This window comes from Bradyrhizobium sp. CCGB01 (assembly GCF_024199795.1).
In the GTDB taxonomy this organism is placed as follows: domain Bacteria; phylum Pseudomonadota; class Alphaproteobacteria; order Rhizobiales; family Xanthobacteraceae; genus Bradyrhizobium.
This window is the reverse complement of sequence record NZ_JANADK010000001.1, coordinates 8,178,024-8,204,782: the sequence shown is the minus strand read 5'-3', so window position 1 is coordinate 8,204,782 and position 26,759 is coordinate 8,178,024. Positions and strand designations below refer to the sequence as shown.

The window sequence follows — 26,759 nt, the reverse complement described above, 5'->3', positions numbered from 1 at the left end:
GCCGTGATGGCGTCGCGGTCGTGCGTTATCCTATCTTGCTGCTACCGGTGAGATCAGGAGACCGACATGGCGATCAACAACGTGGCCGATCTGTTCGTGGCAACGCTCGAGCAGGCCGGCGTCAAGCGCATCTATGGCATCGTCGGCGACAGCCTGAACGCGATCACCGAGGCGCTGCGCCGCCGTGGCACGATCGAATGGATTCATGTCCGGCACGAGGAGGTCGCGGCGTTCGCCGCTGCCGGCGACGCCGAGATGACGGGAAGCCTCGCGGTCTGCGCGGGCTCCTGCGGTCCGGGCAATCTGCACCTGATCAACGGCCTGTTCGACGCGCATCGCAGCCGCGTCCCCGTGCTGGCGATCGCGGCGCAGATCCCCTCGGCGGAGATCGGCGGCGGCTATTTCCAGGAAACCCATCCGCAAGACCTTTTCCGCGAATGCAGCCATTATTGCGAACTGATCTCGGATGCGAGCCAGCTTCCTTTCGTGCTGGAGAACGCGATCCGTGCAGCCGTCGGAATGCGCGGTGTTGCGGTCGTCGCGATGCCCGGAGACGTCGCCTTCCGCGCCGCGCCCAAGCGCGCGCTGTCGACGACGCGCGGGCTCGCGCTGGCGGCGCCAAAAGTCGTGCCGCAGGCCGATGAACTGAAGGCGCTATCGGATCTCCTCAACGGCGCCGAGCGCATCACCCTGTTCTGCGGTCGCGGTTGTGCCGGCGCGCACGCGCCGCTGATGCAGCTTGCGGAGACCTTGAAGAGCCCGATCGTGCATGCGCTCGGCGGCAAGGAGCATGTCGAATACGATAATCCCTACGACGTCGGCATGACCGGCTTCATCGGCTTCTCCTCGGGCTACGCCGCCATGCACGCCTGCGACGCGCTCGTGATGCTCGGCACTGATTTTCCCTACAAGCAATTCTTCCCCAGCGATTGCCAGATCGCGCAGATCGACATCCGCCCGGAGAATCTGGGACGGCGGTGCAGGATCGATCTCGGCCTCGTCGGCGACGTCGGGCTCACCATCGAGGCGCTGCTGCCGCTGCTCAAGTCCAAGACGCAGCGCAAGCATCTCGACGATGCCATCGCGCACTACAAGAAGGCGCGCGAAGGGCTGGACTCGCTGGCGAAGGGCACGCCGGGAGCTAAGCCGATCCATCCGCAATATCTGGCAAAGGTCATCAGCGATCATGCCTCTGACGATGCCGTGTTCACCGCCGATGTCGGCACGCCGACGGTGTGGGCCGCGCGCTATCTCGACATGAACGGCCGTCGCCGGCTGATCGGCTCCTTCGTGCACGGCTCGATGGCCAACGCCATGCCGCAGGCGATCGGCGCGCAGGCCTCGCAGCCCGGTCGTCAGGTGATCTCGCTGTCGGGTGACGGCGGCTTCACCATGCTGATGGGCGACCTGATCACGCTGACGCAGATGAAGCTGCCGGTAAAGGTGGTGGTCTTCAACAATGGCGTGCTCGGCTTCGTCGCGCTGGAGATGAAAGCTGCGGGCTTCGTCGATACCAATGTCGATCTGGAGAACCCGGACTTCGCGGCGATGGCGCGCGCGATGGGCATCTTTGCCAGGCGCGTCGAAGATCCCGGCGAGCTCCCGGGCGCCATGAAGGAGATGCTCGCGCACAACGGGCCGGCGCTGCTCGACGTCGTCACCGCCAAGCAGGAGCTGTCGATGCCGCCGACCATCACGCCCGAGCAGATCAAGGGTTTCAGCCTCTGGGTCTTGCGTGCAGTGATGAACGGCCGCGGCGACGAGGTGCTCGACCTCGCGAAGACGAACCTGCTGCCGCGCTAGGGCGTGCACTCATACTTCGTCGCGTCCCTTTTGCTTTCGGAAGTTGACGGTGAAGCGGACGCAGCCTCTCGGCCTTGGGCCAAGAGCTGACCTGCGACGACTGATCGCCTTGCTATTCGCACAACAGGGTTGTAGTTTTATTCGTTACTCGCGGAGAATGCCGTTTAGGCCGTCCAGACTTCGGGAGGGCATAATCATGGACGTCGAACTGCAGATTAATAACAGCATCGCTCCAGAGGCACGGTTCGTTACATGGTCACCGTCTCCGTGCCGGATTCGTGTGACCAATCCCATCGGCACCAATGCGCCAACCGTCAGCGTAAGGATCGCCGGTGTATCGGCGGCAAATGGCGGCGCGGTCAGGTTCCGCAGCGGCACAACCGGAGCGTTCGCGAGCACTCTCACGCTGACCGTCCCGACAAGCGGCGCGACGGTTTCGTTCTTCACGGCCGGGAAGTTCGGCCGGCCGAGTATCCATAACGGCGACGTCAAGATCGAGGCTCGCGTGGGAAACACGCTGGTCGGAACTGTCGCGCTGATGGTGCGCATCCGCAAGAACGCCAACAATCTCACCAATGGTGAGCGCGACCGGTTCATCGCGGCGTTCGCCAAGCTCAATAATCAGGGGCTCGGGCGATTCGCAGATTTCAACAACATGCACAAGGAGCCCGGCTATTTCCAGGCGCACGCCGCGCCTGGCTTCTTGCCCTGGCATCGCGCCTATCTGCTCGACCTTGAGCGCGAGCTTCAAGCAATTGATCCGAGCGTGCCACTGCCCTACTGGCGCTTCGACCAACCCGCTCCGAACATTTTCACACGCGACTTCCTCGGGGAGTCCGACGCGAATGGCACCGTGAAATTCCGCAACGGCAACCCGCTGGAATTCTGGCAAACGGACAACACGCCAGGGGTCAAACGCAGACCGGACTTTCCCACCTCGCAGGCTCCGCCCAATCTTATGAATGAGGCGCAGACGCTGGCACTCGGCAATCAGTTTCGCGTGTTCCGGAGCATGGAAGGTGACCCGCACGGGCTCGCGCATATCAGCTTTGGCGGTTCCATCCACGACCCACCGACCGCGGCAAAAGACCCGCTGTTTTTCCTGCTTCACTGCAACGTCGATCGGTTGTGGGCAAAATGGCAACGTCAGAACGGCCGCTTCGACCCAGGAGTCGCATCATCATTCGATGATAGACCGACCAGTCGGCCGGGCCACAGACTGAACGACACCATGTGGCCCTGGAACGGCATCACCAATGCCACCGACCCCACCCGTCCATCGACGGCACCGGGCGGACCCTTGGCAACATCGCCCTACATCGCGGCGCCGGGCCTGCAACCGCGTGTTCGAGACTGTATCGATTACCACGGCGTCGTTAATGCGGCGTCCAACATGGGATTCAACTATGATGATGTACAGGTCTAGCGCGCTCTTGCGCGAGGAGACGAGATGATGGCAACGAAACGGAAAGTTGCAAGGAAGGTCTCAACCCGAAAGAAGATAGCTGGTGCCCCGGCCCTAGTTCAAGTGGCGGAAAACACCGACGATGTTCAGCGCCGACTGAAAGTTCTGTGCGACACCAGCAAGCCCATCGAGGTGCGGATGGCCGCGCTGCAATCGCTCGGCGCGGCGGCGTTCAGTGTTGCCAACTTCGAATCGGTTAATGCAGACTACATTGCTGCCCTGCGGGAAGTCTCGACGGATTCTCATGAGCAGCTGCGGCGGCGCGCGCTTGGCATTCTCACGCGCAACAAGGATGGCTTTGCGCAGAAGAAGCTTCTGAACGGTCTGAAGGATCCCGCCAAGGCGCTGCTCCCGCCCGAGAAGGCGCTTCAGCTTCTCGGCAATGATGTGCACACGGAAGCCTACTCGGTCGCACGGGCAATCGTGAAGAAGCCACCGAACCAAGAGGCGAGGCGTGAGGCGTTACGTCTGCTCGCAGCCGACGCGAAGTCGGCGCCGCTGTTCGAGAAGGTGCTCCGCGACAAGAAAGAGTTGCGCGAGAACCGGCAGCTCGCAGCCTCTGCATTGCATTCGCTGAACCCGGAAAAGCTGCAACAGCAGGCGCTCAAGATCCTGAAGGACAAATCAGATTATGCGGATATCAAGGCCACCAGCTTGGCCGCGCTGGAACAATTCGGCGACGACGCTGCGCTCGGCAAGGACAAGGCCCTGATGCAGAGCGTCAATCGCTTCAATTCATCCAAGACGCCAGCGAAATACAAGCAGACTGCGCGTCGCTTCCTCAGCAAGTACGGTCAGTAAAATGGCGTTCTCCGGCAACGCAACGCGCGCGATGTCGGAAGACGAGTTCGCCGGTCTAGTCAACGCGCTTGCCGCCGATCCGCTCCGCAGCGCGAAACTCATTGATTTGCTGCGCGAAGAACATCCCGTCTACGGCGGGCGAGGGACGGCGACCGTCGTACGCATGCGAGGTTGGATCTTGCTCGCGCTGGCGCGCTCCGGACTCTCCGATCATGCGCTGATCTTCGTGCTTGAAGAGCTCGACACGGGTATCGATGCTTACTTGGTTGCCGCGGCCGCCCGGGCATTGCGTTCCTATGCGCAACCGAATGAAAGTTTTGCGCCGTTCGTCGTGCGTGCCCTCAACCAGATTCGATACCATGACGAGCCGATGTCGTTCGAGAGCTACGGCGAGTACGCCACCTCATCCACCGGGACGAGCGCGGTATCCGAATTGCTGGCAACTCTGGCCTGGCTCGGTCCGAACGCGCGGGCAGTTCTGCCGCAGCTCGAGCGCTGGCGCGCTGAGCCCGGGCTGTCACGAAAGCGGCGAATCGATCTCGATCGGGCTCTGCAGGTCATCCATGGGCCCGCCGACGGCGTTCGATCATGCTGCGGTGGCTTGCCGGAAGGCAGAAATACCTCGATCCGAACGTCGATTGCTCGCTTTGAGTCCAAATCGATCGACGCCATCATTATGCAGGATCAAGATGGGAAATTGCTGAAGTTCGTCGAATTCTTCAGCGGCTGCCCATCCATCGTGGTCTTCTTCTATACACGGTGTGATAATCCATTGAAGTGCTCGCTCAACGTCACAAAACTTGCACGCGTCCAGGCATTGCTCGATGCGCAAGGTCTCGCCAGGCGCATCCACACGGCCGCAATCACGTACGATCCGGAGTTCGATCGGGCCGAGCGGTTACGCGTCTACGGCAAGGACCGTGCTGTACGTATGGATGAAGATCACCGGATGCTACGGGCCATCAAAGGCAATGATGCGTTGCGGGAGTATTTTGAGCTCGGCGTCAATTTCGGTGAGTCGCTGGTAAACCGTCACCGCATAGAGCTCTACATCCTTGATGCCGCGGGACGGATCGCGGTTGCTTTCGAGCGCCTCCAGTGGGACGAGGAGCAAATTGTGAGCTGCGCGGTCGAAACGTTGAATGATCGCGCCTTGCGCTAGCTAGCCGCGCTTCACCGATGGCGCGGGCAGCCGCTCGTGGCGGTGCTGGAAGCGTTGCCAGTGCAGCACGATGCCGATCAGCAGGGCGGGCACGAAGCCGAGCGCGATCAGGAAATGCGGCAGCTGCGTCGGCGAGATGAACGCAATGGCGATGTCGGAGATCAGCCAGAGCGCCGCGAACATCACGGCGAAATCGGTGCGCGGGCAGCGCAGATAGTAGAACACGGCGGTGATGACGATGGCGGGCCCGATCGCGATGCCGATCATCACCGCAGTCAGCTCCTTCGGCGTCAGTGCGTCGAGCACCATCGATGCCAGCAGCCAGAGCGCGGCGAACATGGCGATGATGTCGAGCGGATGCCGCAACCCAATACCTCTCGTGAGGGACGCGCTATCGTTGTGGCCCGGCCCCCGGCCGTCAAGGGAAAATACGTCTATTCCTCGTCGCTTCCGGGCGTTGGCCGCAGCATGAAATGGCCGAAAGCGGTGGCGATCGGCTTGTTCGCATCGTCCTGCCAGGCCCGCGCCTCGAAGGCGACGATGCGCCGGCCCTGTTTCACGATCGACACGTTGGCAACTGTGTCGAGCGCGCGGCCGGAACGTAAATAGTTAACGGTGAGCCCGATCGGCTTGGGCAGCGCGGCGATGCCGAGCTCACGCCTCACGCCGAGGATCGCGGTGGTCTCGAGGAAGGCGCCGGTCATGCCGCCATGGATCGCGGGCAGGATCGGATTGCCGATGATCTTCGGCGAGAACGGCATCGTCAGCGTGCCGTCGTCGTTGACGCGAATGCCGAGGCAGCGCGCGAACGGGCTGCTCGCGAACGGGCCGTCCGGATCATCGGGCGCCTCAAGCATCGGGATGCTGCGTGAATCCATCCTGCGGTCCGCCAGCATGTTGGTGCGGTTGGCGCCGATCATGAAGCACGCGGTCGCGGTCGCGACCGGATCGTCCTCGGATTCCTGGTAGGCGGTGGAGCGTACGAAGGCGATCGAGCGCGTGGTGCGATAGCAGACCGAATGCGCCTTGATGTCGAGGCCGGGCGTTGCCGGCTTCTGATAGTCGATGCGCAAGTCCAGCGTTGCGATGGCGCGCGTGCCGTCGAGCGCAAGTTGCACCGCCATGCCGCAGCTCTCGTCCAGCATCGCGGTGACGACGCCGCCATGCAGCACGCCGGTGTCGGTGTCGCCGACGAAGACGGGGCGGTAGGGCAGGCTGGACCAGGCCTCGGCGGGTGCGAAGCGGTCGAGCTGGAGCCCGCTGATATGGCCGTAATCGGAGCGGCGGCCCTTGATCGCCTCGGCGAGTTCCTCGAACGGGAGGGTGGTCGGAGTGTTGGACATGGCAACGTTGTAGACCAGTGTCGGGCGTCGCGCAAAACCCCGAACGGGGCCGGTTTGGCCTCGACAGGGCGGGCCGAAGCAACGATGGTGGGCGCTTCGTCCGTCGACTAGCCGTAAGGAGTGCCCATGGCCGACCCCGAAACGCCCGCGACCAATCAGGGGCCCGTCACGATTTCGAGCTCGAGCTCGGAGCGGGCGCCGATCATCTATTTCGACGGCGCATCCTGCTTCGGCCATCACAACGGTGCGATCCAGATCGAGCTCGCTGCGAACCTGCTGATGCCGGTCGGCGCCGCCGTCAGGGTCGACGTGGTCCAGACCGCGCACTTACGTTGCAGCGTGGCCGCCGCGCTGGCGCTGCGAGAGGCACTCGACAAGGCACTTGCGATGTACCGGCAGGGCCAGCAGCAGCCGACGGAGGAGATTCCGGCGATGAAGAATTGACGCCGACGGTTTGGAGGTTGGCTCGCGCGCTCGGCCTGATGGTTCGAGACGACCGCTTCGCGGTCTCCTCACCATGAGGGTCTAACATCGCGCCGCGACACCAGACCTCATCCTGAGGAGCCCGCCAAAGCGGGCGTCTCGAAGGATGGCCGCAAGGCAGTCGACGCTCATCCAAGGCGAATAGCGCAGCCTAGCCGACATGCACCTTCGGCTTCTTGCCGCCGTTCCACTTGCCGTCGATGGCGCGCTCGATCTGGGCGGCGAGCTGCAGCAAGAGGCCGTCATTGGCCTGCTTGGCGATCGCCTGGATGCCGAGCGGCAGGCCGTGCTCCTGGGTCGCCATCGGCATCGAGATCGCCGGCATGCCGCAGAGATTGGCGAGCGGCGTGAAGGCGAAGAAGCGCCAGAGATTGCCGAACCAGTCGAGCACATCCGGATTGTCGGAGATGGTGAGATATTCTTTGGTGCCGACCTTCGGCGTCGGCAGCGCCGTGATCGGCGTCAGGATCATGTCCCACTGCTCGAAGAAGGCACCGAAGCCACGCGAGGTCGTGTTGAACACGCCCTGCATCTTCGCGCGCTCGGCGAAGCTCGTGTGCCGGCCGGCTTCCCAGATGCGGATGTTCATGGGCTCGATGAGATCTTCCGGCGGCTTGTCCAGCCCGCGCGCCGCGAGCATGTTGGAGATCACCACCGCAAAATTGCTGATGTAGCAGGTCGTCTGCGCCTCGAACGCGGCGCGGAAGTCGAGCTCGGGCAGCGCGTAGTCGACGTGATGGCCGAGGCCTTCGAGGAAACGGCCCGCCTTCTCCAGCTCGGCCGCGATCTCGGGCGTCGCGGTGTAGTCGCCCCAGGTGTGCGAGAGCGCGATGCGCAGCTTTGACGGATCGCGCTTGATCATCTCGGAATAGGGCTGCGCCGTGGTCCAGAACGGCATGAACTCGCCGGGTGCCGGCCCGCGGGCATGATCGACGAAGGCCGCGGTGTCGCGCACCGAGCGCGACTGGCAGCCCTGGATCGAGACGAGGCCGGTGAGATCGGACATGTGCGGGGCGAGCGAGAACACGCCGCGCGAGACCTTCAGGCCGATATTGCCGTTGACGCCGGCGGGAATGCGGATCGAGCCGCCGCCGTCGGTCGCATGTGCGATCGGCACCACGCCGGCCGCGACCATCGCGGCGCTGCCCGCCGACGAGCCGCAGGTGGTGTAGTCGGTATTCCAGGGATTGCGCGTGACGTAGACGGCGGGGTTGTCGGCCGAGCTGCACACGCCGAATTCCGGCGTCGTGGTGCGGCCGATCAGGTTGAGGCCAGCCTGACGGAATTTACCGGTCAGGAAGGTGTCGGCGCTCGCGCGATTGCCGCGCATCAGCAACGAGCCCATTTCCTGGAGACGGCCCTTCATGGTCGGCCCGAGGTCCTTCATCAGGAAGGGCAGGCCGGCGAACGGGCCGGCGAGATTGGCGCCGTCCCCGGCCGGGTCGGCGATCACGTCCTCGAACAGCTCGACCACACCCGACAGTGCCGGATTGACCTTGGCAACGCCGGCGGCGGCCTGGCGCGCCAGTTCCTTCGCTGTCAGCTCACCCTTGCGCACGCGCGCCGCGAGGCCAACGCCGTCGTGCTGCGCCCATTCATTCCAGCTCATCGGCAACGTCATGAAATCCAAATCCCCAAAAGGTGCGGCGTCACCTTTTTCGCAAGGGCCCGCGTGAATCAACTGAGCCGGCGCGAAGGGCAGGGTTGCGCCGGGCGGAGAGGTCGCCGCGTCATTAAGACAGCCGCGCGATGACCGCAACCGGCCCGCCGCCGGCCGGGCCCTGATGCTCGGCGCCGCCGGAGACATAGACCGCGCCGGTGCCGGCAAGGCCCGCGATCAGGCCGCCGACGGCGGCGCGGGCATGACGCGTCGAGCTGATGTCGGTGTCTTCCAGCATGGTGTGGCGGAAGCCGCGCACGCTGCCATCAGGCGAAGCCTCGGCCTTGGCGAAGATGTTGACGAGCTCGCGGCCTGCGGTCGCGTGCGGCGCGACGCCAAGTCCGACACTGTCCAACGCAGATAACACCGCCGGTGCATCGATGGCGTCGTTCATCACGGCGTGCCCGATCTCGAACCCGCTCGCTGACGACGCCGAGTTGCCAAGTACGATGACGACGTTGTGCATCAGCTCGATGCCGGACGAGGTCGAGGCGACCTTCGAGAACAGATCGTAGCGGTGCAGCACGTCCTGGTCGCGAAGATCGGTAGTGATCTCGCCGAGCGCGACCGCAACGCCGAGCGCGGAAGCTCCGCGCGAATAGGCCATCGAGCTGTAGGCGCTGGTCGTGACAGTCTTGTTGCCGCGTGCGTTGGCCGCGGCGACGCGGTCGCTGGTGAGCAGCGGGCATTTGATCTGCACGAAATGGACATCAGTGGGATCGGTGATGCCGGCATCCTCCATCGCGGCTTTCACCGCCTCGGCGGTCTCCGCGATCTGTGCCGTGCGCCCGAGCTGCTCGGGGAGAAAATCCCGCGTGTGCGCCATGCCGATGCTCAGGCGCTTGCCCGACATGCCTGCCGGCCGCGCCTCGACCTCCTCGCGCGTGAAAATCGTGATGTGCGGGCTGAGCACGCCTTCGGTGCCGCCCGACATGACGAAGGCGATGCGCTGCTCGACCGCCTCTGGTGACAGGCTGAGCTGCGGTGCCAGCGCCGCACACAGCGCCGCGACGGCATACTCCCGGGTAAAATCGTTGACGCCGCCATTGCCTTCGGTCTTGCCGAGGATGGCCAAAATCGTTGTCGGGTCGATCGCGCCGGAGCCGATCATAGCCATGAGGCCGGAGACGTCGCCGGGGCCGGTGGTGGCGACCTTGACGACGCCGACCGATGCTGTGCGCATGGTAGTCCTCATATGGAGTTCGGTGGTCCGGCGGGTCAACCAGCCGTGGAACAGCCGCTTCTGTCAAGCCACTGGCGATGCGCCGACATCCCCAAGATTGTGGCGAGATCGCATCGGTTCAACAAAAAAATCCTCTGTCGACGGTTGCGCGCCGCACCTTGATGAATCAACCTCGGTTGGTCCATAAGCGGCGTCCCGCGGTCGGTGGTTCGCCCCGCGTCGCGTGCTTGGAAGAGGGATTCTCGCGTGGCAAATATCAACCAGAAAATTGCGCAGGAGCTTGGGGTACGAGCGGAGCAGGTCGAGGCGACGGTGACGCTGCTCGACGGCGGCGCCACGGTTCCCTTCATCGCGCGCTACCGCAAGGAAGCGACCGGTGCGCTCGACGACGCGCAATTGCGCACCCTGGAGGAGCGCCTGGGTTACCTGCGCGAGCTCGAAGACCGCCGCAAGGCCATCCTCGAATCGGTCCGCGAGCAGGGCAAGCTCGATGCCGCACTGGAAGCCTCCATTCTCGCCGCCGACAGCAAGGCGCGCCTCGAAGACATCTACCTGCCGTTCAAGCCGAAGCGCCGCACCAAGGCCGAGATCGCCAAGGAGGCCGGCCTCGAGCCGCTCGCCAATCAACTCATGGCGGAGTCCGGCAACGATCCGAAGGTCGTGGCCGAAGGTTACATCAATGCCGAGAAGGGCGTCGCGGATGCCGCTGCCGCGCTCGACGGCGCCCGCGCCATCCTGGTCGAACGCTTCGACGAGGACGCCGATCTGATCGGCGCGCTTCGCGAGGAGATGTGGACCAATGCGCGCATGGCCTCCAAGGTGCGCGACGGCAAGAAGACCGAGGGCGAAAAATTCGCCGACTATTTCGAGTTCTCCGAGCCGCTGACCAAGCTCCCGTCGCACCGCATCCTCGCGATGTTCCGCGGCGAGAAGGAAGAGGTCCTCGATCTCCAGATCCAGGCCGAAGCCGAAGCGCCGCCGCCGGGCGTGCCGAGCGCCTATGAACTGAAGATCATGAAGCGGTTCGGTATCGCCGACCTCAAGCGCGCCGGCGACCGCTGGCTGATCGATACCGTGCGCTGGGCCTGGCGTACCAAGATCCAGGTGCATCTCAACATCGACCTGCGCATGCGGCTGTGGAACGCGGCCGAGACCGAGGCCGTGCGCGTGTTCGCCTCCAATCTGCGCGACCTGCTGCTCGCGGCGCCCGCCGGCACCCGCGTCACCATGGGCCTCGACCCCGGCTACCGCACCGGCGTCAAGGTCGCCGTCACCGACGCGACCGGCAAGGTGGTCGATACCGCCGTGATCTATCCGCACGAGCCGCAGCGGCAGTGGAACGAGTCGCTTGCGATCCTCGGCAAGCTCGCGCTGAAGCATCGCGTCGAGCTGATCGCGATCGGCAACGGCACCGCCTCGCGCGAAACCGACAAGCTCGCAGGCGATCTCGTCAAGGGTCTGGCCGAGCTGAAGATGACCAAGATCGTGGTATCGGAAGCCGGCGCGTCGGTCTATTCGGCCTCGGCTTTTGCCTCGGAGGAGTTGCCGGGCCTCGACGTCACCCTGCGTGGTGCGGTCTCGATCGCGCGTCGCCTCCAGGATCCGCTTGCCGAGCTCGTCAAGATCGAGCCCAAGGCGATCGGCGTCGGCCAGTACCAGCACGACCTCGGCCAGGCCAAGCTCGCCAAATCGCTCGATGCCGTGGTCGAAGACTGCGTGAACGCGGTCGGCGTCGACGTCAACACCGCCTCGGCGCCGCTGCTTGCGCGCGTGTCGGGAGTCGGCTCGGGCCTTGCCCAGAGCATCGTGGCACACCGCGACGCCAACGGCCCGTTCAAGTCGCGCAAGGCGCTGAAGGAGGTGCCGCGGCTCGGGCCGAAGGCGTTCGAGCAGTGCGCCGGGTTCCTGCGCATCCTCGGCGGCGAGGACCCGCTCGATGCGTCCGGCGTGCATCCGGAAGCCTATCCGGTGGTGCGCCGCATTCTCAGCGCCACCAAGAGCGATATCAAGGCGCTGATCGGCAGCAGCGAGATCGTCCGCACATTGAAGCCGAAGGATTTCGTCGACGAGACCTTCGGCCTGCCGACCGTCACCGACATCTTGCGCGAGCTCGAAAAACCCGGCCGCGATCCGCGCCCGGCGTTCAAGGCCGCTGTGTTCAAGGAGGGCGTCGAGGAGATCAAGCATCTCCAGAAGGGCATGATCCTCGAGGGCACCGTGACCAACGTTGCCGCCTTCGGCGCCTTCGTCGATATCGGCGTGCACCAGGACGGCCTGGTTCACATCTCGGCGATGTCCAAGACCTACATCAAGGATCCGCGCGAGGTGGTGAAGCCCGGCGACATCGTCAAGGTGAAGGTGCTGGACTTCGAGGTCGCCCGCAAGCGCATCTCGCTGACCCTGCGTCTCGACGACGAGGTCGGTGCCAAGAAGGACGCGCCCGGCATGCAGCGCGACAACAGCTCGCGCAACCCCGCCCGCATGACCTCCTCGGCGCCGCGCAAGCAGGAGTCCTCCGGCGGTGGCGGTGCCCTCGCCGAAGCCATGCGTCGCGCGGCCGAAAAGAACAACGGCAAGCGGGCGTGACTTTTTAAACCTCTCCCCGCAAGAGCGGGGCGAGGGAGTGAGAGAGCGGGGCCTCCCTGACATCCGCGTCAGAATCTGGCGCGTTTGTAAGTTGAAGGTGCCCGTCCCTTCCTCTCATCTGATCCTCCTCGCGCGGCAGAAAGATCGCCGCGCAGCACGGAGGATGCTTCGATGGACAACAAGCTTCTCAAAGGCGTCACTGCGGTGACGCTCGCCGCGATGATGGCGCTCGCTTCACCTGTGCTTGCCCGTGGCGGCGGCGGTGGCGGAGGGCATGGCGGTGGCGGCTTCGGCGGTGGCGGCCACGGTGGCTTTGGCGGTGGCGGGCATTTCGGCGGTGGCGGAATGCATGCGGGCGGCTTCGGCGGTATGCGCGCGGGTGGTTTCGGCGGCATGCATGTCGGCGGGATGGGTGGCGCGCGCTTTGCTGGCGCCCCGGGCTTCGGTGGAGCACGCTTCGCCGGTTCGCCAATGGTCGCCCGTGCTGCCATGGGACCGCGCTTTGTCGGTGCACCATTGGCGACCCGCGCCGCTTTCGGCCCGCGGTTTGCTGGCCCGGGCTGGCACGGCAGGCCGTTCATTGGTCGCCATGCCTTCTTCCACCGTCACCGCTTCAACCGGTTCGCTTTCGTCGGCGCGCCGTTCTTCTATGCCAACTATGCCAATTATTACGACGATGGCTGCTGGCAAAGGAGCTGGACAGCCTATGGGTGGCAATGGGTCAATGTGTGCGGAGACTATTGGTAGTCGCATCGCGGTACCGCACCATTGTCGCGATCGCCACCGGGCGGTTCCGCTCAGCCCCGGAACGGGATAGTCTGGTGGCGATCGTCGCGCGGAGTTTTGCATGACCGGAGGTCACCGCCGCATTCTGGTCGTCGAGGACGATCCGGAAACCGCAGGCCAGCTCGTCGAGGAGCTGACGACCTCTGGTTACGAGGTCGATCTCGCAGCCAACGGGCGCGAAGCCCTGAGCCATGGTGCTGCGCGCGACTATGCCGTGATCACCATCGACCGTATGCTGCCCGACATCGACGGCATAACGATGATGCGGCAATTGCGCGACGACGGCATCGCCGCGCCCTTCCTGATCATCTCGGCGCTCGGCGAGGTCGACGACCGCGTGCGCGGCCTGCGCGCCGGCGGCGACGACTATCTCGTCAAGCCGTTCTCTTTCACTGAATTGCTGGCAAGGCTCGAGGCTCTCGGCCGCCGTAGCGAGACCATCGCCAAGGAAACGCTTCTGCGCGTCGGCGATCTCGCCATCGACCTGATCGCGCGCAGCGCGAGCCGCCGGGGCCGGAAGATTCCACTGCTGCCGCGCGAATTCCAGTTGCTGGAATACCTCGTCCGCAACGAGGGCCGCGTGGTCTCCCGGGCGATGCTGCTCCAGCATGTCTGGGACCTGCATTTCGATCCCTCCACCAACATCATCGACGTCTATGTCGGGCGGGTCCGCCGCAAGGTCGACGATGCCCAGGCCTACCCGCTGATCCACACCATCCGCGGCATCGGATATTGCCTCCGTGCTCCTGGCTAAGACTCTCCGCTCCTCGACCTTCCGTCTGGCGCTGATCGCGATCGCGGCGTTCGGGCTGATCGTCGCGGCGATCATGGCCTATGTCTATTTCGGCACGATCGCCTATGTGCAGGGCCGGGTCGGCGACGCCGGCGACCACAGCGGCTTCACCGCGATGATCGAGCTCGCGATGGTCGCGGTCGCGGTGCTGCTGGCCGTGCTGGCCGGTCTCGCCGCGGTGCTGGTCACGCGTCGCACGGTCGGGCGGATCGAGGAGATCAACGCCACCAGCCGCGCCATCATGCTGTCCGGCCTCGACCGGCGCATCCCGTTGCGCGGCAGCAACGACGAATGGGACCGCGTCGCCGAAAACCTCAACCAGATGCTCGACCGCATCGAGACATTGATGGGCGAGGTCAAGCAGGTCAGCGACAATGTCGCTCACGATCTGCGCACGCCGCTGACGCGCATGCGCGGCCGGCTGGAAAAGGCCTATCACCATGAGCGCAGCGGTGAGGCCGATGCCGTGCTGATCGGCGACACCATCGCCGATCTCGATTCCGTGCTCGGCATGTTCGCTTCCATCACGCGGATCTCGGAAATCGAGACCCGCGCCCGCCGGAGCGCGTTTCGCGCGCTGAACCTCACTGAAATTGCCGGCGAGGTTGTCGAGCTCTACGACGCCGCGGCGGAGCAGGTGGCGACCCGCCTCAGCCTTGGCGGCGACCGCGAGGTGGCGATCACGGGGGACCGCGACCTGCTGTTTGACGCCATCGCCAATCTCGTCGACAACGCGATCAAGCACGGCCGCGCAGGCGGGCAGGTCACCGTGACCTGCCGCAGCGCCGGCGGCGGGGCCGTGATTGCGATCGCCGACGATGGTCCGGGCATTCCCGCAGACCGGCGCGATCACGTGTTCAAGCGCTTCTACCGGCTCGAACAGAGCCGCTACACGCCGGGCAACGGTCTGGGCTTGAGCCTGGTCGCGGCCGTTGCGGGCCTCCATGGCGCCGAGATTGCGCTGCACGACAACGCGCCCGGCCTCACGGTCCGGCTCAGCTTTCCGGTGACGTCAGCGCACTAGGAGCTGCGTCATAGCTCGATCACGCCGCGGCGTGCCGCATGCGCGACCGCGTCGGTGCGGCCGGTGGCGTCCAGCTTGTCGAGCAGCGAGCCGACGTGGAATTTGACCGTGTGCACTGAAATGCCGAGCTGGCGCGCGATCATCTTGTTGGACCCGCCTTCCGCCATCAGCGCCAGCACGTCGAGCTCGCGCTGCGTCAGTGCGATGTCCTCAGGCATGCTGCGCGGATCTCGGGCCACGACCGTCGCCGTGGCAGCCTCGCCGGGTGCGGCGAGGCGAAGCCCGGCGATGCCGCCGAGCAGCGTCGCGAGGCGATCGGCGAGGGCGGGGTCGTCGATCTCCAGGGCGAGCACGATCTCGGCTGCGTTGTCCTCGCTCACGCCTCCGGCCTCTCGCCGATCGTGACCTTGAAGCTGATCGGCTCGCCGCCGCGGCGCACCGCGACATCGACCACCGTGCCGACGCTCGCAGGTCCCAGCGTCCGCGACAGCGCGCGCACGCCGGAGAGTTTCTGGTCGTTGACCGCGACGATCACGTCGCCCTGGCGGATGCCGGTCGCGGCGGAGGGCCCGGCCTTGTCGACATTCATCACCATCGCACCGACGCCGTCGTCGAGCCGCACCGGCTGAAGCCCGACGCCGAGATAGCCGCGCGCGATGCGGCCGCGCGTCTCGAGCTGCGCCGCGACCCGCTCGATCGTCGCCGTCGGGATCACCAGCACGCGCCGCGGCCCGAGCACGGCCATGCCGAAGGCTTCACCCGATGCATCGAGCGCAAGCCCGCCCTGCTGGGCGAAGCGCAGGCGCACGTCGAGCTCGATCCGTGCATCGATGTCGCCGCCGCGCAAGGAGCGCCAGCTCTTGCCGGACTGTGACACCATGCCGAGCGCCGCGCTCGGCGCATCGCGATCGGCGGCGACGACGACCGACAACGTGCCGAGCGGCGGGACGGTCGCGGCCAGCTTGACCGGCGCGATACCGGCATCGGTGCGCAGCAGCGCGATATCGGTCGTATGGTCGCGGCCGGCGATCGTGGCGGCGACAGTTTTACCGTCGGGGAGGCTGATCTGGACCTCGCCCTCGTCGGCCAGCGCTTCGTCGGCGGTGACGATCAGGCCGGATTTCCAGACGAATCCGGTGGCGCGGGAGCGATGCGAATGCACCGCGACGACGGATGGCGCGGTGCGCGCCACGACATCCGCGAGCGCGGACGACAATGAGGACAGGGCAGTGGGGTCGGTCATGGAAGGCTCCTGTAAATTGTCCTCAATCTGGGATGTCGCGGCCGATTGCGAAACTGGCCGGGTGGCCAGGACGGATGGGACGGACCGAGCCTCCGTAAGACCACGGCCGACGAACATGTGATTGGGAGCCGCTCACGGGAACGTGTAGCAATCCGAAAATTGCGCCACGGCCTTATGTTTCCAGCGAGCCTCGACCGATGACCATCGACCTCACCCGCCGTACCCTGCTCCAACTCGCCGGTGCGAGTTCGCTCGCGATGGCCGCCGCCGCTGCTGCGCGTGCCGAGGGCACCCCGCAAGGCGGCGGGCCGACTTATGCCAGCCGCACGCCGATGCGGGTGGGCATGGTGACGCTCCGGGTGAAGAACCTCGACAAGGTTGCCGACTATTACCGCGACGTGATCGGGCTCGCGGTGATGGAGCGCTCGGCGAGCGTCGCAAGGCTCGGCACGGCCGGCATCGCGCTGCTGGTGCTCGAGGCCCGTCCCGAAGCCGCGATCGAGCCGCGCAACGCCGCTGGCCTCTACCACACCGCCTTCCTGATGCCGACGCGCAAGGATCTGGCGCGCTGGCTGGTGCACGCGGCCTCGCATCGCGTGCCGCTGTCCGGCTTCGCCGATCATCTCGTCAGCGAGTCCGTCTATCTCGACGACCCCGAAGGTAACGGCATCGAGGTCTATGCCGACCGCGATCCCTCGCAATGGCAGTGGAGCGAGGGCAGCGTGAAGATGGCGTCCGACGAGCTCAACATCCCCGACCTGCTGTCGCTGACCAACACGCGCGTGGCAGACTACGCCAAGGCGCCGGACGGCCTGCGCATCGGTCACATGCATTTGCGCGTCGGCGATCTCGCGCAGGCGCAGAGTTTTTACCACGGCACGATTGGCCTCGACCCGACCCGCAGCCGCAATGGCGCTGCATTCCTGTCGTCGGGCCGGTATCACCATCACCTCGGCATGAATGTCTGGCAGAGCCAGGGCGCCGGCCAGCGTGACGATCAGGCGACAGGCCTCGCCTGGTTCTCGCTGGTGATGGCGAAGCAGGACATTCTTGCCGCGCAAGAAGAGCGCCTGCGCAAGGGCGGTGCGCAGGTCACGGCGCTCGCCAACGGTGTGGAGGCCGTCGATCCCTGGGGCACGCGGGTGCGCTTGATCAGGGTTTGATCGCCGCCGCCGGCATTGCTAAGACCCGTCAGGCGCTAGCCAGTTTTCTGGGGTTCACACCTGACATGTCCGATTTTCACGGCGTTTTTCCCTACCTCGTTTCGCCCGTCGATGCCGATGGCACGGTGCGCACCGAAGTCCTCGGCAAGCTCTGCGACGATTTGATCGGTGCAGGCGTGCACGGGCTGACGCCGCTGGGCTCGACCGGCGAGTTTGCCTATCTCAATGCCGCGCAACGCATGGCGGTCGTGCAGACCACGATCGAGGCCGCGAAAGGCCGCGTGCCCGTCGTGGCCGGCGTTGCCTCGACCTCGACGGCGGACGCGGTGGCGCAGGCAAAGGCGTATCAGAAGCTTGGCGCCAACGGCATTCTGGCGATCCTGGAGGCCTATTTCCCGCTCGCTGATGCCCAGGTCGAATCCTACTTCCGCAGCATCGCGGATGCCGTGGACATTCCCGTCGTCATCTACACCAATCCGCAATTCCAGCGCTCCGACCTCACCCTCGATGTCATTGCGCGCCTCGCCGAGCATCCGCGCATCGGCTACATCAAGGACGCCTCGACCAACACCGGTCGGCTGCTCTCGATTATGAACCGCTGCGGCGAGTCCCTGCGCGTGTTCTCGGCCTCCGCCCATATCCCGGCCGCGGTGATGCTGATCGGCGGCCTCGGCTGGATGGCGGGGCCGGCCTGCATCATCCCGCGCCAAAGCGTCGCGCTCTACGACCTCTGCAGGGCCGGCCGCTGGGACGAGGCCATGGCGCTCCAGCGCAGGCTGTGGCGCATCAACGAGGCCTTCGCCCGCTTCAACCTCGCCGCCTGCATCAAGGCGGGGCTCGCGATCCAGGGCTACGACGTCGGCGACCCGGTCCCGCCGCAGGCCCCGCTGACGGCCGATGCGCGCAAGGTCGTGGAAGCGGCGCTGAGGGAGCTTGATTAGCGAGCCATCATCCTCGGCATAATCAGTGCCGTAGGGGGGCAAAGCGTAGCGTGCCCACCTTCCTGATCGCGTCCGTTGGGCAATCGTGGGCACGGCGCAAGGGCGCCTTTGCCCACCCTACGGAATCACGGATTTGCGTGACGGCATGACGAAATGGCGGATATCCCGCCCAAAACCGCGGCTGGTATGCCTCTGATCGTTCCGCTAAAAGGCAGCCCGAAGTTTAAGACTTAAGGGACCCCACGGAATGAATATTCTTCCCGGCAATTTGCGTTTCGGAGCGGGCCAGCCCGTCAAGCGTTTGGAAGACCAGCGGCTGCTCACCGGGAAGGGCCAGTTCATCGACGACAAGCCGGAGGAAGGCGCGCTGTGGTTGCATGTGCTGCGTTCGCCGCATGCCCACGCGAAGATCGTCTCGATCGACACCAGCGCCGCGGCTGAGATGCCCGGCGTCACCGCGATCTACACCGGTGCGGATCTCGTCAAGGACGATATCGGCACCATCCCGACCTTGAGCATCTTCAAGCGCCCCGACGGCAAGCCGATGACGGTGCCGCCGCGCCGCCTGCTCGCCCATGAGATCGTCCGCTATGCCGGTGAGGCCGTCGCCGCTGTGGTGGCCGCCTCGCGTGCCGATGCGCAGAGCGCGGCCGAGGCCATCGTGGTCGAATACGATGTGCTGCCCGCGGTGGTCGACCCAGTCGAGGCCGTGAAGCCCGGCGCGCCCGTGGTCTGGCCCGAGGCCCCCGACAACATCGTCGGCGCGATGAGCTATGGCGATGCCGCCAAGGCCGACGAGGCGTTTGCCAGGGCCGCGCATACGGTCGAGCTCGACATCGTCAGCCAGCGTCTCGTGCCCTCGGCGATGGAGCCGCGCTCGACCATTGCCGAGATCGACAAGAAGACCGGCCGTCTGCTGTTGCACGTGCAGTCGCAGACGCCCGCCTCGACCCGCGACGTGCTGGCGGAAGCCGTGCTGAAGCGCCCCAAGGACAGCGTGCGCGTGCTGGTCGGCGATATCGGCGGCGGCTTCGGCCAGAAGACCAACCTCTATCCCGAAGACGGCATCGTCGCCTATGCCGCGACCAAGCTGAGCAAGAAGATCCGCTGGCGCGGCGATCGCACCGACGAATTCGTCGGCGGCACCCACGGCCGCGATCTCACCTCGACCGCGTCCTTCGCGCTCGACGAGAAGGGCAAGGTGCTGGCCTATCGCGTCAAGTCGATCGGTTGCACCGGCGCCTATTCCTCGGGTGCGGCGAACATCATTCCGCTGGTGCTCGGACCGTTCGTGCAGACCGGCGTCTACGATCTGCCGCTGGTGCATTTCGAGGTGCAGTCGGTGATGACCAATACCGCGCCCGTCGGCGCCTATCGCGGGGCGGGCCGGCCCGAAGCTGTCTTCATCGTGGAGCGCCTGTTCGACGCCGCCGCGCGAAAGATCGGCATGGATCCGCGCGCGATCCGGAAGGCCAACTACATCAAGCCGGCACAGCTGCCCTACACCAACGCTGCGGGGCAGGTTTACGACTCCGGTGCCTTCGCGCACATGCTCGACCGCGCCGTGAAGCTGGCTGATTGGGACGGCTTTGCCGCGCGCAAGAAGGCGGCGAAGAAGAAGGGCCTGCTCTACGGCCGCGGGCTCACCTCCTACATCGAATGGACCGGCGGCCGCGCCCACACCGAGAAGGTCAGCCTGCACGCGATCTCGCAGGGCCGCGTCGTGCTGCATTCCGGCACCATGGCGATGGGGCAGGGCTTGCAGACCACCTACACCCAGATGATCTCCGACACGCTCGGCATTGCCATGGACAAGATCGACGTCGTCCAGGGCGACACCGATCTCGCCATGGGCTTTGGCAGCGTCGGTTCGCGCTCGCTGTTCGTCGGCGGCACGGCGGTCGCGGTCTCCTCCAGCGACCTGATCCAGAAGGCGCGCGAGAAGGCGGCGAACGTGCTGGAGACCTCGGTCGAGGACATCGAATATCAGGGCGGCATGCTCACCGTGGTCGGCACCGACCGCCGCATCAGCCTGTTCGATCTCGCCGAGAAGGAAGGCGGCGCCAAGCTCAGCGTCGATTCGGAAGGTGAGGTCGACGGTCCGAGCTGGCCGAACGGCACGCATATCTGCGAGGTCGAGATCGATCCGGAGACCGGCGTCTCCAAGGTCGTGCGCTACACCACCGTCGACGACGTCGGTGTCGCCGTGAACCCGATGCTGGTGACGGGGCAGATCCATGGCGGCGTCGCGCAGGGCATCGGCCAGGCGCTGTATGAAGGCGTGTCCTACGATGCCGACGGTCAGCTCCTCACCGCGAGCTACCAGGATTACTGCATCCCGCGCGCCGACGACGTGCCGCCGATCGTGGTGACGCTCGACGATTCCGCGCCCTGCCGCACCAACCCGCTCGGCGCCAAGGGCTGCGGCGAGTCCGGCGCCATCGGCGGCCCGCCCTGCGTCACCAACGGCGTGATGGATGCGCTCGCCGAGCTCGGCATCACCCAGCTCAACACGCCCCTGACGCCGCAGAAGATCTGGAAGGCGATCAGGGATGCGAAGGTGGCGGGTTAGTGCCGAGTTATTGCGCCAGCTGCCGCCTCAAACTCAGCTCGTCGTCCCGGGGCGCGCAAAGCGCGAACCCGGGACCCATAACCACAGGGAGTGGTTTGGCGAAGATTCGTGGTGACCAGCTCGTGCCATAACCTCTCCCAGTGGTTATGGGTCCCGGATCTGCGCTTCGCTTGTCCGGGACGACAGCGAGTGTGTAGCGCCATCTCGCCTTTCAAATCCCCAGCATCATCTTCGCGATGATGTCGCGCTGGATCTCCGAGGTGCCGCCGAAGATCGTATAGGCGCGGCCGTTGAGATATTCCGGCACCACCGTCAGCATGTCCTCGGGCAGTGCCGGCGCGTGGTTGAGCTTGTAGAGCGGGCGCATTGGCTCGACCGCGAGCGCGTCGTGGCCGATGACGTCGACCCCCAGCCGCGTCACGGCTTGCCGGATCTCGCTGTTGCGCAGCTTCAGGATCGACGACACCGCGCCGGGATTTTGTCCGGTCTGCAGCGCCGAGAGCACGCGCAGCTCCGTCATCTCCAGCGCATCGATGTCGATTTCGACCTCGGAGATGCGCGTCGCGATATCGGGGCTGTCGATCGCGCGGCCCGTCAGGTCGGACTCGGCCAGCTCCGCGATCGCCTTCAAGCCCTCGCGCAGCTTCGCTGACGCAATACCGGAGCCGCGCTCGAACTCGAGCAGATATTTGCCGTAGGTCCAGCCCTTGCCTTCCTCGCCGACGCGGTTGGCGACGGGCACGCGCACGTCGTCGAAGAACACCTGGTTGACCTCGTGGTCGCCGCCGATGGTGAGAATGGGCCGTGTCGTGATGCCCGGCGTTGTCATGTCGATCAGGATGAAGCTGATGCCGTCCTGCTGCCGCGGCCCGTCGCTGGTGCGCACCAGCGCGAACATGCGGTTGGCGTGGTGCGCATGCGTGGTCCAGATTTTGGTGCCGTTGATGATGTAGTCGTCGCCGTCGCGCACCGCGCGCGTCTTCAGCGAGGAAAGGTCGGAGCCGGAGCCGGGCTCGGAATAGCCCTGGCACCAGTAATCCTCGCCCGAGAGAATGCGCGGCAAGTAGAAGTTCTTTTGCTCCGGGCTGCCGAAGCCGATGATGACGGGCCCGACCATCTTCACGCCCATCACGTTGACATTGGGCACGCCGGCCCGCGCGCTTTCGGTCTCGAAGATCCAGCGCTGCGCCGGCGTCCAGTCCGGGCCGCCATGATCGACCGGCCAACCCGGCGCGCCCCAGCCGCGGCTGTGCAGCGCGCGCTGCCAGGCCATGCCGATATCAGGATCGGAGAACACCGACGGCGTCAGCGCCGTGGCGCGCTTCATCTCCTCGGTGAGGTTCTTCGCAATGAAGCCGCGCACCTCGTCCTGGAAGGCGCGCTCCTCGGCACTGAACGACAAATCCATGATGCGCTCCTTGTGTCAGGCCGGCACGGAGGTGCGGCCAAGCCGGGCGTGGCGGGCATAGTGGTGCGCGCTGCCGCCGAACAGCGTGTCGAACGCGACGAGGCGCTTGAAGTAGGCACCGACCTCGAGCTCCTCGGTGACGCCCATGCCGCCGTGGAGCTGAATCGACTGCTCGCCGACGAAGCGCGCGGATTTGCCGATTCTTGCTTTGGCGCCAGACGCCGCCCGCGCCCGCTCGACCGGCGTGCTGTCTGCCTTCAGCGCGGCGCGCAGCGCCATCGAGCGTGACTCGTCGACCTGCATCGCCATGTCCGCGAGGCGGTGGCGGATCACCTGATTGGCCGAGAGCGGCCGGCCGAACTGTTTTCGAATTTTGGTGTATTCGAGCGTGGTGTCGAGCAGCGTCTGCATGATGCCGACAGCTTCCGCGCCCAGCGCCGCCATGGCGCGATCGACGGCCCATTCGATCGCGGGCATTGCGTCGTGTCCGTTGCCGAGCAGCGCGTCCCCCGGCAGCTCGACGCCTGACAGCTCGATGTTGCAGGCCCGTCCGCCGCCGAGGCGCTCATAGTCGCTGACGGCAACGCTCGGCGTCTTCGCTGCGACCTGGAACAAGCCGATCCGTCCCGACGGCCCCTGATGATCATGGACATGCGCGGAGACGATGATCTCGTCGGCGGCGTGGCCGTCGAGCACCGCGATCTTGTTGCCTGTCAGGCGCCAGCCTTGCGCCGTCTTGTGCGCGGTGGTCGCGACCTTGGCGAGATCGAACCGCGCCGCGCGCTCGGAATGCGCAAAGGCGAGCTTCAGTGATCCATCCGCGACTTTCGGCAGTCTTGCCTGCTTCTGCGCTGTGCTGCCGCATTTCTCGATCAGCGCAGATCCCAGCACGACCGTCGCGATGTAGGGCTCGGACACCAGCCCGCGGCCAAACGCTTCCATCAAGATGCCGATCTCCACCGCGCCGCCGCCGAGCCCGTCAAACTCTTCCGGGATCGGCAGCGCCAGCCAGCCGAGTTCGGCGAACTGCTTCCACACCGCCGGGCTGTATCCGAGCGGATCGTTCGCCATCTTGCGGCGATGATCGGCATCGTAGCTTTCCGCCACGAAGCGTTCCGCGCTCTCGCGCAGCAGCCGCTGCTCGTCACTGAGATTGAGGTCCATGGTTCTACTCCGCGGCCGCCGGCGGCTTGCGCACGGAGGGGTGCAGTCCGGATGGATCGACCACCATGCCGAACTCCTGAAGATTATGGGCGTGACAGAGCTGATGCAGCGCAAAGGCCTGGTCGATCGCGGCGGGCTGGCCCATCACGTCGACCGAGCGGTTCACCGCCTCCTTGGTCATCTTGAGCGCGAAGGACGGCTTTGATGCGATTTTGCGCGCCAGCTCCAGCACGCGCGATGACAGCTCAGCACGCGGAACGACCTGGTTGACCATGCCGAGCTGATGCGCCTCCTGCGCGCTCCAGCTGTCAGCAGTGAACAGGAGTTCCTTGGCCTTGCGCGGGCCGAGCTCCCAGGGGTGCACGAACCATTCGACGCCGCAGACGCCCATGGTGACGACGGGATCGCAGAATTGCGCATCGTCGCTGGCGACGATGAGGTCGCAGGCCCAGGCCAGCATCAGGCCGCCGGCGATGCACTTGCCGTGAACCTCGGCGATGGTCGGCTTGGCGAGGTTGCGCCAGCGCCGGGTGATCTGGAGATAGATTTCCTGCTCGCGGGCAAAGCGGCCATGGGCATTGGGTTCGGCAAAGCCGCCCCAATTTCCAACCGGCGGAAAATCGACGCCTGCGGCATTCTTGCCCCCGGGGCGCAGGTCGTGGCCGGAGGAGAAGTGCGGCCCGTTGCCGGCGAGGATGATCACCTTGACCGCATCGTCCTGCACCGCCGCGTCGAAGGCGGCGTTGAGGTCGTAGGTCATTTGCAGGTTCTGTGCGTTGCGCGCCTCGGGCCGGTTCATCACGATCCGGGTGATCGCCGGCTCCGGCCTCTCCACGAGGATGGTCTCGAACGAGGACATCGCGTTCCCCCCCTGGCGTTTCCAGTCTGCCTTATTGTTTCGTCAAGTTGACTATGTCGGCCAGGGATAGGCAAGAGGATAGGCAAGAGGCTTGCGTAAATCGGCTGCTTTTCGCGCTCAATCTGGTAGGTTGCGTCAGATTTCACCGGGAGAAATTTGATGCGCAAGATCCTCACCGTGCTGGCGGCGCTGGCTTCGCTCAGCCTGACCAATTGCGGCTACAACGCGATCCAGAGCGAGGACGAGCAGATCAAGGGCAACTGGTCCGAGGTCGTGAACCAGTATCAGCGCCGCGCCGATCTCGTGCCCAACCTCGTCAACTCGGTGAAGGGCTTTGCCCAGCAGGAGAAGGACGTGCTGCTCGGCGTCACCAACGCCCGCGCCAAGGTCGGCAGCGTCCAGGCGACGCCCGAGGTGCTGAACGATCCCGCCGCCTTCCAGAAATTCCAGGCCGCGCAGGGCGAGCTCTCCAGCGCGCTGTCGCGGCTCCTTGTGGTCACGGAAAACTATCCGCAGCTCAAGTCCGACGCGCTGTTCAAGGATCTGATGTCGCAGCTCGAAGGCACCGAGAACCGCATCACGGTGGCGCGCAACCGCTACATCAAGGCGGTGCAGGACTACAACGTCACCATCCGCTCTTTCCCGAGCAACCTCACGGCGATGATGTTCGGCTACAAGGAGAAGCCGAATTTCGCGGTCGAGAACGAGAAGGAAATCTCGACCGCGCCCAAGGTCGATTTCAACCCGGCGCCCGCGCCGTCGAAGTAATCGCGCGCTGTTTTGCGAATGCGCTTCGCCCCACCCACCGCTGTCATTCCCCGCGAAAGCGGGGAATCCAGTACGCCGCGGCTTTTCCGTATCCTGCCGGCGTCTCTGGAATACTGGATCGCCCGGTCAAGCCGGGCGATGACAGCGAGCATGTGGCGAATGATAGCCGTATTCGCGCTCTTCCTCGCCGTCGTCGTCCCCGCCTCGGCCGACGTCGCCGTCCCCCAACTCACCGGCCGCGTGGTCGATCAGACCGGCACGCTCTCCAGCAGCGACATCGCCGCGCTGTCGCAAAAGCTGCGTGATTTCGAGACGCGCAAGGGCAGCCAGGTCGCCGTCCTGATCGTGCCGACGACACAGCCGGAGACGATCGAGCAGTTCTCGATCCGCGTCGCGGACGCCTGGAAGATCGGCCGCAAGAAGGTGGACGATGGCGCGATCCTCATCGTCGCCAAGAACGACCGGCATCTCCGCATCGAGGTCGGCTACGGCCTCGAGGGTGCGCTCACCGACGTCACCTCGCGTCGGATCATCGACGAGATCATCACACCGAAATTCAGAAGCGGTGATTTCAGCGGCGGCATCTCGGACGGTGTCGATCGCATGATCCGCGTCATCGACGGCGAGCCGCTGCCGATTCCCTCGCCCACCGTCAACTTCGGCAATCTGGACGATCTCGCGCCGCTCTTCATCGTGACGCTGTTCGCATCGATCGGGGTCGGCGGGTTCTTCCGGGCGATGCTGGGGCGGCTGGTCGGATCACTGGCGACCGGCGGCATCATCGCGGCGCTGAGCTGGCTCATTCTCGGCTCTTTCGCGCTCGCCATGGCCCTCGGCGTCGTCGGCTTCATCATCGGCTTCATTGCCGATCTGTTTTCGGCAATGGCGCCGAGCACGGGGTCGTCGCGCGGCGGGTCGTGGTCGAGCGGCTCGTCGGGAGGTGGCTGGAGTAGCGGATCGAGCAGCAGCGACAGCGGCAGCTTCAGTGGCGGCGGTGGCAGTTTTGGCGGCGGCGGCGCCTCGGGGAGCTGGTAGCGGTCATGAGCATCAAGCGCATTGCCAGACATCTGATGCAGCATCATTGGCGGGCGAAGCAGATCTTTCCGCAAGCCGTGCTCGCCCGTATCGAGCAGGCGATCAGGCAGGGTGAGATCAGCCATTCCGGCCAGGTCCGCTTCGTGGTCGAAGGCGCGCTCGACGGCAGGCCGCTGTTCCGCAACCAGCCGGCCCGCGAGCGCGCGCTCGACGTGTTCTCGCACCTGCGTATCTGGGACACCGCGCACAACAACGGCGTCCTGATCTACCTCCTGCTCGCCGATCGCGACGTGGAGATCGTCGCCGATCGCGGCATCGATGCGAAGGTTGGTGCCGCGCGTTGGGAGCGGATCTGCCGCCGGATGGAGGCCCAATTCGGCTCGGGACAGTTCGAGCGTGGCGTGATCGCCGGCATCGAGGCGGTGTCGCGCGAGCTGGCGCAGCATTTTCCGCCGCAGGGGCCGCACAGCAACGAGCTGCCGGATACGCCGGTGGTGATGTAGCCCGGCCTCGTTCG

The 26,759-nt window shown here is 65.4% G+C and carries 24 protein-coding genes; 15 read left to right on the top strand and 9 right to left on the bottom strand.

The genetic code is table 11. The annotated features are described in order from the left end of the window. Positions 1 to 66: 66 nt before the first annotated feature. The 4 genes from poxB to NLM25_RS38555 all read left to right on the top strand — a co-directional run bounded on the left by poxB (position 67) and on the right by NLM25_RS38555 (position 5,231). Positions 67 to 1,803, top strand: a complete 1,737-nt coding sequence (gene poxB / locus NLM25_RS38570) for a ubiquinone-dependent pyruvate dehydrogenase (RefSeq protein WP_254140361.1) — start codon at positions 67 to 69, stop codon at positions 1,801 to 1,803. 196 nt (positions 1,804 to 1,999) lie between these two features. Continuing rightward, positions 2,000 to 3,229: a tyrosinase family protein gene (locus NLM25_RS38565; RefSeq protein ID WP_254140360.1), complete on the top strand. Its 1,230-nt coding sequence runs from the start codon at positions 2,000 to 2,002 to the stop codon at positions 3,227 to 3,229. 24 nt (positions 3,230 to 3,253) lie between these two features. Continuing rightward, on the top strand, positions 3,254 to 4,069 hold the full coding sequence (locus NLM25_RS38560; protein WP_254140359.1) for a HEAT repeat domain-containing protein: 816 nt from the start codon (positions 3,254 to 3,256) through the stop codon (positions 4,067 to 4,069). 1 nt (position 4,070) lies between these two features. Next, positions 4,071 to 5,231 carry an SCO family protein gene (locus tag NLM25_RS38555; protein ID WP_254140358.1) on the top strand — a complete coding sequence of 387 codons (1,161 nt, stop codon included), beginning with the start codon at positions 4,071 to 4,073 and terminating at the stop codon, positions 5,229 to 5,231. On the opposite strand, the gene NLM25_RS38550 is transcribed toward NLM25_RS38555, so the two are convergent. Together NLM25_RS38550 and NLM25_RS38545 are read right to left on the bottom strand one after the other, a co-directional pair. Continuing rightward, positions 5,232 to 5,597 carry a hypothetical protein gene (locus tag NLM25_RS38550; RefSeq protein ID WP_254123138.1) on the bottom strand — a complete coding sequence of 122 codons (366 nt, stop codon included), beginning with the start codon at positions 5,595 to 5,597 and terminating at the stop codon, positions 5,232 to 5,234. A 68-nt stretch (positions 5,598 to 5,665) separates the two neighbouring features. Then, positions 5,666 to 6,574, bottom strand: a complete 909-nt coding sequence (locus NLM25_RS38545; protein WP_254140357.1) for a PaaI family thioesterase — start codon at positions 6,572 to 6,574, stop codon at positions 5,666 to 5,668. Between the two features lie 126 nt (positions 6,575 to 6,700). On the opposite strand from NLM25_RS38545, the gene NLM25_RS38540 reads away from it, so the two are divergent. After that, a complete protein-coding gene (locus NLM25_RS38540) occupies positions 6,701 to 7,018 on the top strand; it encodes a hypothetical protein (RefSeq protein ID WP_254123136.1) in 318 nt (105 codons plus the stop codon). Between the two features lie 190 nt (positions 7,019 to 7,208). Here the strand turns inward: NLM25_RS38540 and NLM25_RS38535 are convergent, their stop codons facing one another. Continuing rightward, positions 7,209 to 8,678, bottom strand: coding sequence for an amidase (locus tag NLM25_RS38535; protein WP_254140356.1), 1,470 nt, complete (start codon positions 8,676 to 8,678; stop codon positions 7,209 to 7,211). A gap of 112 nt (positions 8,679 to 8,790) precedes the next feature. Beyond that, positions 8,791 to 9,900, bottom strand: a complete 1,110-nt coding sequence (locus tag NLM25_RS38530; RefSeq protein WP_254140355.1) for a ring-opening amidohydrolase — start codon at positions 9,898 to 9,900, stop codon at positions 8,791 to 8,793. A 246-nt stretch (positions 9,901 to 10,146) separates the two neighbouring features. On the opposite strand from NLM25_RS38530, the gene NLM25_RS38525 reads away from it, so the two are divergent. From NLM25_RS38525 to NLM25_RS38510, 4 genes are all read left to right on the top strand, one after another. Next, the gene (locus NLM25_RS38525; protein WP_254123132.1) at positions 10,147 to 12,486 is read left to right on the top strand and encodes a Tex family protein; all 2,340 of its coding nucleotides are present in this window, start codon (positions 10,147 to 10,149) and stop codon (positions 12,484 to 12,486) included. A gap of 171 nt (positions 12,487 to 12,657) precedes the next feature. Beyond that, positions 12,658 to 13,233 (top strand): hypothetical protein, encoded by a 576-nt coding sequence (locus NLM25_RS38520; RefSeq protein WP_254140354.1) that lies wholly within the window; start codon positions 12,658 to 12,660, stop codon positions 13,231 to 13,233. A 100-nt stretch (positions 13,234 to 13,333) separates the two neighbouring features. After that, positions 13,334 to 14,026, top strand: a complete 693-nt coding sequence (locus tag NLM25_RS38515) for a response regulator transcription factor (RefSeq protein ID WP_254140353.1) — start codon at positions 13,334 to 13,336, stop codon at positions 14,024 to 14,026. Beyond that, the gene (locus NLM25_RS38510) at positions 14,013 to 15,089 is read left to right on the top strand and encodes a HAMP domain-containing sensor histidine kinase (RefSeq protein WP_254140352.1); all 1,077 of its coding nucleotides are present in this window, start codon (positions 14,013 to 14,015) and stop codon (positions 15,087 to 15,089) included. The genes NLM25_RS38515 and NLM25_RS38510 overlap by 14 nt, the downstream gene beginning before the upstream one ends. Before the next feature lie 8 nt (positions 15,090 to 15,097). On the opposite strand, the gene NLM25_RS38505 is transcribed toward NLM25_RS38510, so the two are convergent. Together NLM25_RS38505 and NLM25_RS38500 are read right to left on the bottom strand one after the other, a co-directional pair. Beyond that, on the bottom strand, positions 15,098 to 15,469 hold the full coding sequence (locus tag NLM25_RS38505) for a response regulator transcription factor (RefSeq protein WP_254140351.1): 372 nt from the start codon (positions 15,467 to 15,469) through the stop codon (positions 15,098 to 15,100). Continuing rightward, entirely contained in the window at positions 15,466 to 16,332 is an 867-nt protein-coding gene (locus NLM25_RS38500; protein WP_254140350.1) for a S1C family serine protease, read from the bottom strand. Before NLM25_RS38500 ends, NLM25_RS38505 begins: the two co-directional genes overlap by 4 nt. 197 nt (positions 16,333 to 16,529) lie before the next feature. Here NLM25_RS38500 and NLM25_RS38495 point away from each other — a divergent pair, with 197 nt between their 5' ends. The 3 genes from NLM25_RS38495 to NLM25_RS38485 all read left to right on the top strand — a co-directional run bounded on the left by NLM25_RS38495 (position 16,530) and on the right by NLM25_RS38485 (position 21,008). Continuing rightward, the gene (locus tag NLM25_RS38495; RefSeq protein ID WP_254140349.1) at positions 16,530 to 17,495 is read left to right on the top strand and encodes a VOC family protein; all 966 of its coding nucleotides are present in this window, start codon (positions 16,530 to 16,532) and stop codon (positions 17,493 to 17,495) included. Positions 17,496 to 17,560: 65 nt separating this feature from the next. Further along, positions 17,561 to 18,436 carry a dihydrodipicolinate synthase family protein gene (locus NLM25_RS38490; RefSeq protein ID WP_254140348.1) on the top strand — a complete coding sequence of 292 codons (876 nt, stop codon included), beginning with the start codon at positions 17,561 to 17,563 and terminating at the stop codon, positions 18,434 to 18,436. Between the two features lie 247 nt (positions 18,437 to 18,683). Next, positions 18,684 to 21,008, top strand: a complete 2,325-nt coding sequence (locus NLM25_RS38485; protein ID WP_254140347.1) for a xanthine dehydrogenase family protein molybdopterin-binding subunit — start codon at positions 18,684 to 18,686, stop codon at positions 21,006 to 21,008. Between the two features lie 211 nt (positions 21,009 to 21,219). On the opposite strand, the gene NLM25_RS38480 is transcribed toward NLM25_RS38485, so the two are convergent. The 3 genes from NLM25_RS38480 to NLM25_RS38470 are packed head-to-tail and all read right to left on the bottom strand — an operon-like array spanning position 21,220 to position 24,439. Continuing rightward, entirely contained in the window at positions 21,220 to 22,416 is a 1,197-nt protein-coding gene (locus NLM25_RS38480; protein WP_254140346.1) for an acyl-CoA dehydrogenase family protein, read from the bottom strand. Positions 22,417 to 22,431: 15 nt separating this feature from the next. Then, positions 22,432 to 23,580, bottom strand: a complete 1,149-nt coding sequence (locus tag NLM25_RS38475; RefSeq protein WP_254140345.1) for an acyl-CoA dehydrogenase family protein — start codon at positions 23,578 to 23,580, stop codon at positions 22,432 to 22,434. Positions 23,581 to 23,584: 4 nt separating this feature from the next. After that, positions 23,585 to 24,439, bottom strand: coding sequence for an enoyl-CoA hydratase (locus tag NLM25_RS38470; RefSeq protein WP_254140344.1), 855 nt, complete (start codon positions 24,437 to 24,439; stop codon positions 23,585 to 23,587). Positions 24,440 to 24,598: 159 nt separating this feature from the next. Here NLM25_RS38470 and NLM25_RS38465 point away from each other — a divergent pair, with 159 nt between their 5' ends. The 3 genes from NLM25_RS38465 (at position 24,599) to NLM25_RS38455 (ending at position 26,745) form a co-directional block, all read left to right on the top strand. Next, positions 24,599 to 25,207 carry a LemA family protein gene (locus NLM25_RS38465; RefSeq protein WP_254140343.1) on the top strand — a complete coding sequence of 203 codons (609 nt, stop codon included), beginning with the start codon at positions 24,599 to 24,601 and terminating at the stop codon, positions 25,205 to 25,207. Positions 25,208 to 25,357: 150 nt separating this feature from the next. Continuing rightward, a complete protein-coding gene (locus NLM25_RS38460; protein ID WP_254123120.1) occupies positions 25,358 to 26,242 on the top strand; it encodes a YgcG family protein in 885 nt (294 codons plus the stop codon). Between the two features lie 5 nt (positions 26,243 to 26,247). Further along, positions 26,248 to 26,745, top strand: coding sequence for a TPM domain-containing protein (locus NLM25_RS38455; protein WP_254123119.1), 498 nt, complete (start codon positions 26,248 to 26,250; stop codon positions 26,743 to 26,745). Positions 26,746 to 26,759 lie beyond the last annotated feature (14 nt).

Excerpts from the sequence above, each read along its gene's own strand:
- poxB (WP_254140361.1), top strand. The coding sequence starts at position 67 with ATGGCGATCAACAACGTGGCCGATCTGTTCGTGGCAACGCTCGAGCAG.
- NLM25_RS38565 (WP_254140360.1), top strand. The coding sequence starts at position 2,000 with ATGGACGTCGAACTGCAGATTAATAACAGCATCGCTCCAGAGGCACGG.
- NLM25_RS38560 (WP_254140359.1), top strand. The coding sequence starts at position 3,254 with ATGATGGCAACGAAACGGAAAGTTGCAAGGAAGGTCTCAACCCGAAAG.
- NLM25_RS38555 (WP_254140358.1), top strand. The coding sequence starts at position 4,071 with ATGGCGTTCTCCGGCAACGCAACGCGCGCGATGTCGGAAGACGAGTTC.
- NLM25_RS38545 (WP_254140357.1), bottom strand. The coding sequence starts at position 6,574 with ATGTCCAACACTCCGACCACCCTCCCGTTCGAGGAACTCGCCGAGGCG.
- NLM25_RS38540 (WP_254123136.1), top strand. The coding sequence starts at position 6,701 with ATGGCCGACCCCGAAACGCCCGCGACCAATCAGGGGCCCGTCACGATT.
- NLM25_RS38535 (WP_254140356.1), bottom strand. The coding sequence starts at position 8,678 with ATGACGTTGCCGATGAGCTGGAATGAATGGGCGCAGCACGACGGCGTT.
- NLM25_RS38530 (WP_254140355.1), bottom strand. The coding sequence starts at position 9,900 with ATGCGCACAGCATCGGTCGGCGTCGTCAAGGTCGCCACCACCGGCCCC.
- NLM25_RS38520 (WP_254140354.1), top strand. The coding sequence starts at position 12,658 with ATGGACAACAAGCTTCTCAAAGGCGTCACTGCGGTGACGCTCGCCGCG.
- NLM25_RS38515 (WP_254140353.1), top strand. The coding sequence starts at position 13,334 with ATGACCGGAGGTCACCGCCGCATTCTGGTCGTCGAGGACGATCCGGAA.
- NLM25_RS38500 (WP_254140350.1), bottom strand. The coding sequence starts at position 16,332 with ATGACCGACCCCACTGCCCTGTCCTCATTGTCGTCCGCGCTCGCGGAT.
- NLM25_RS38495 (WP_254140349.1), top strand. The coding sequence starts at position 16,530 with ATGACCATCGACCTCACCCGCCGTACCCTGCTCCAACTCGCCGGTGCG.
- NLM25_RS38490 (WP_254140348.1), top strand. The coding sequence starts at position 17,561 with ATGTCCGATTTTCACGGCGTTTTTCCCTACCTCGTTTCGCCCGTCGAT.
- NLM25_RS38485 (WP_254140347.1), top strand. The coding sequence starts at position 18,684 with ATGAATATTCTTCCCGGCAATTTGCGTTTCGGAGCGGGCCAGCCCGTC.
- NLM25_RS38480 (WP_254140346.1), bottom strand. The coding sequence starts at position 22,416 with ATGGATTTGTCGTTCAGTGCCGAGGAGCGCGCCTTCCAGGACGAGGTG.
- NLM25_RS38475 (WP_254140345.1), bottom strand. The coding sequence starts at position 23,580 with ATGGACCTCAATCTCAGTGACGAGCAGCGGCTGCTGCGCGAGAGCGCG.
- NLM25_RS38470 (WP_254140344.1), bottom strand. The coding sequence starts at position 24,439 with ATGTCCTCGTTCGAGACCATCCTCGTGGAGAGGCCGGAGCCGGCGATC.
- NLM25_RS38465 (WP_254140343.1), top strand. The coding sequence starts at position 24,599 with ATGCGCAAGATCCTCACCGTGCTGGCGGCGCTGGCTTCGCTCAGCCTG.
- NLM25_RS38460 (WP_254123120.1), top strand. The coding sequence starts at position 25,358 with ATGTGGCGAATGATAGCCGTATTCGCGCTCTTCCTCGCCGTCGTCGTC.
- NLM25_RS38455 (WP_254123119.1), top strand. The coding sequence starts at position 26,248 with ATGAGCATCAAGCGCATTGCCAGACATCTGATGCAGCATCATTGGCGG.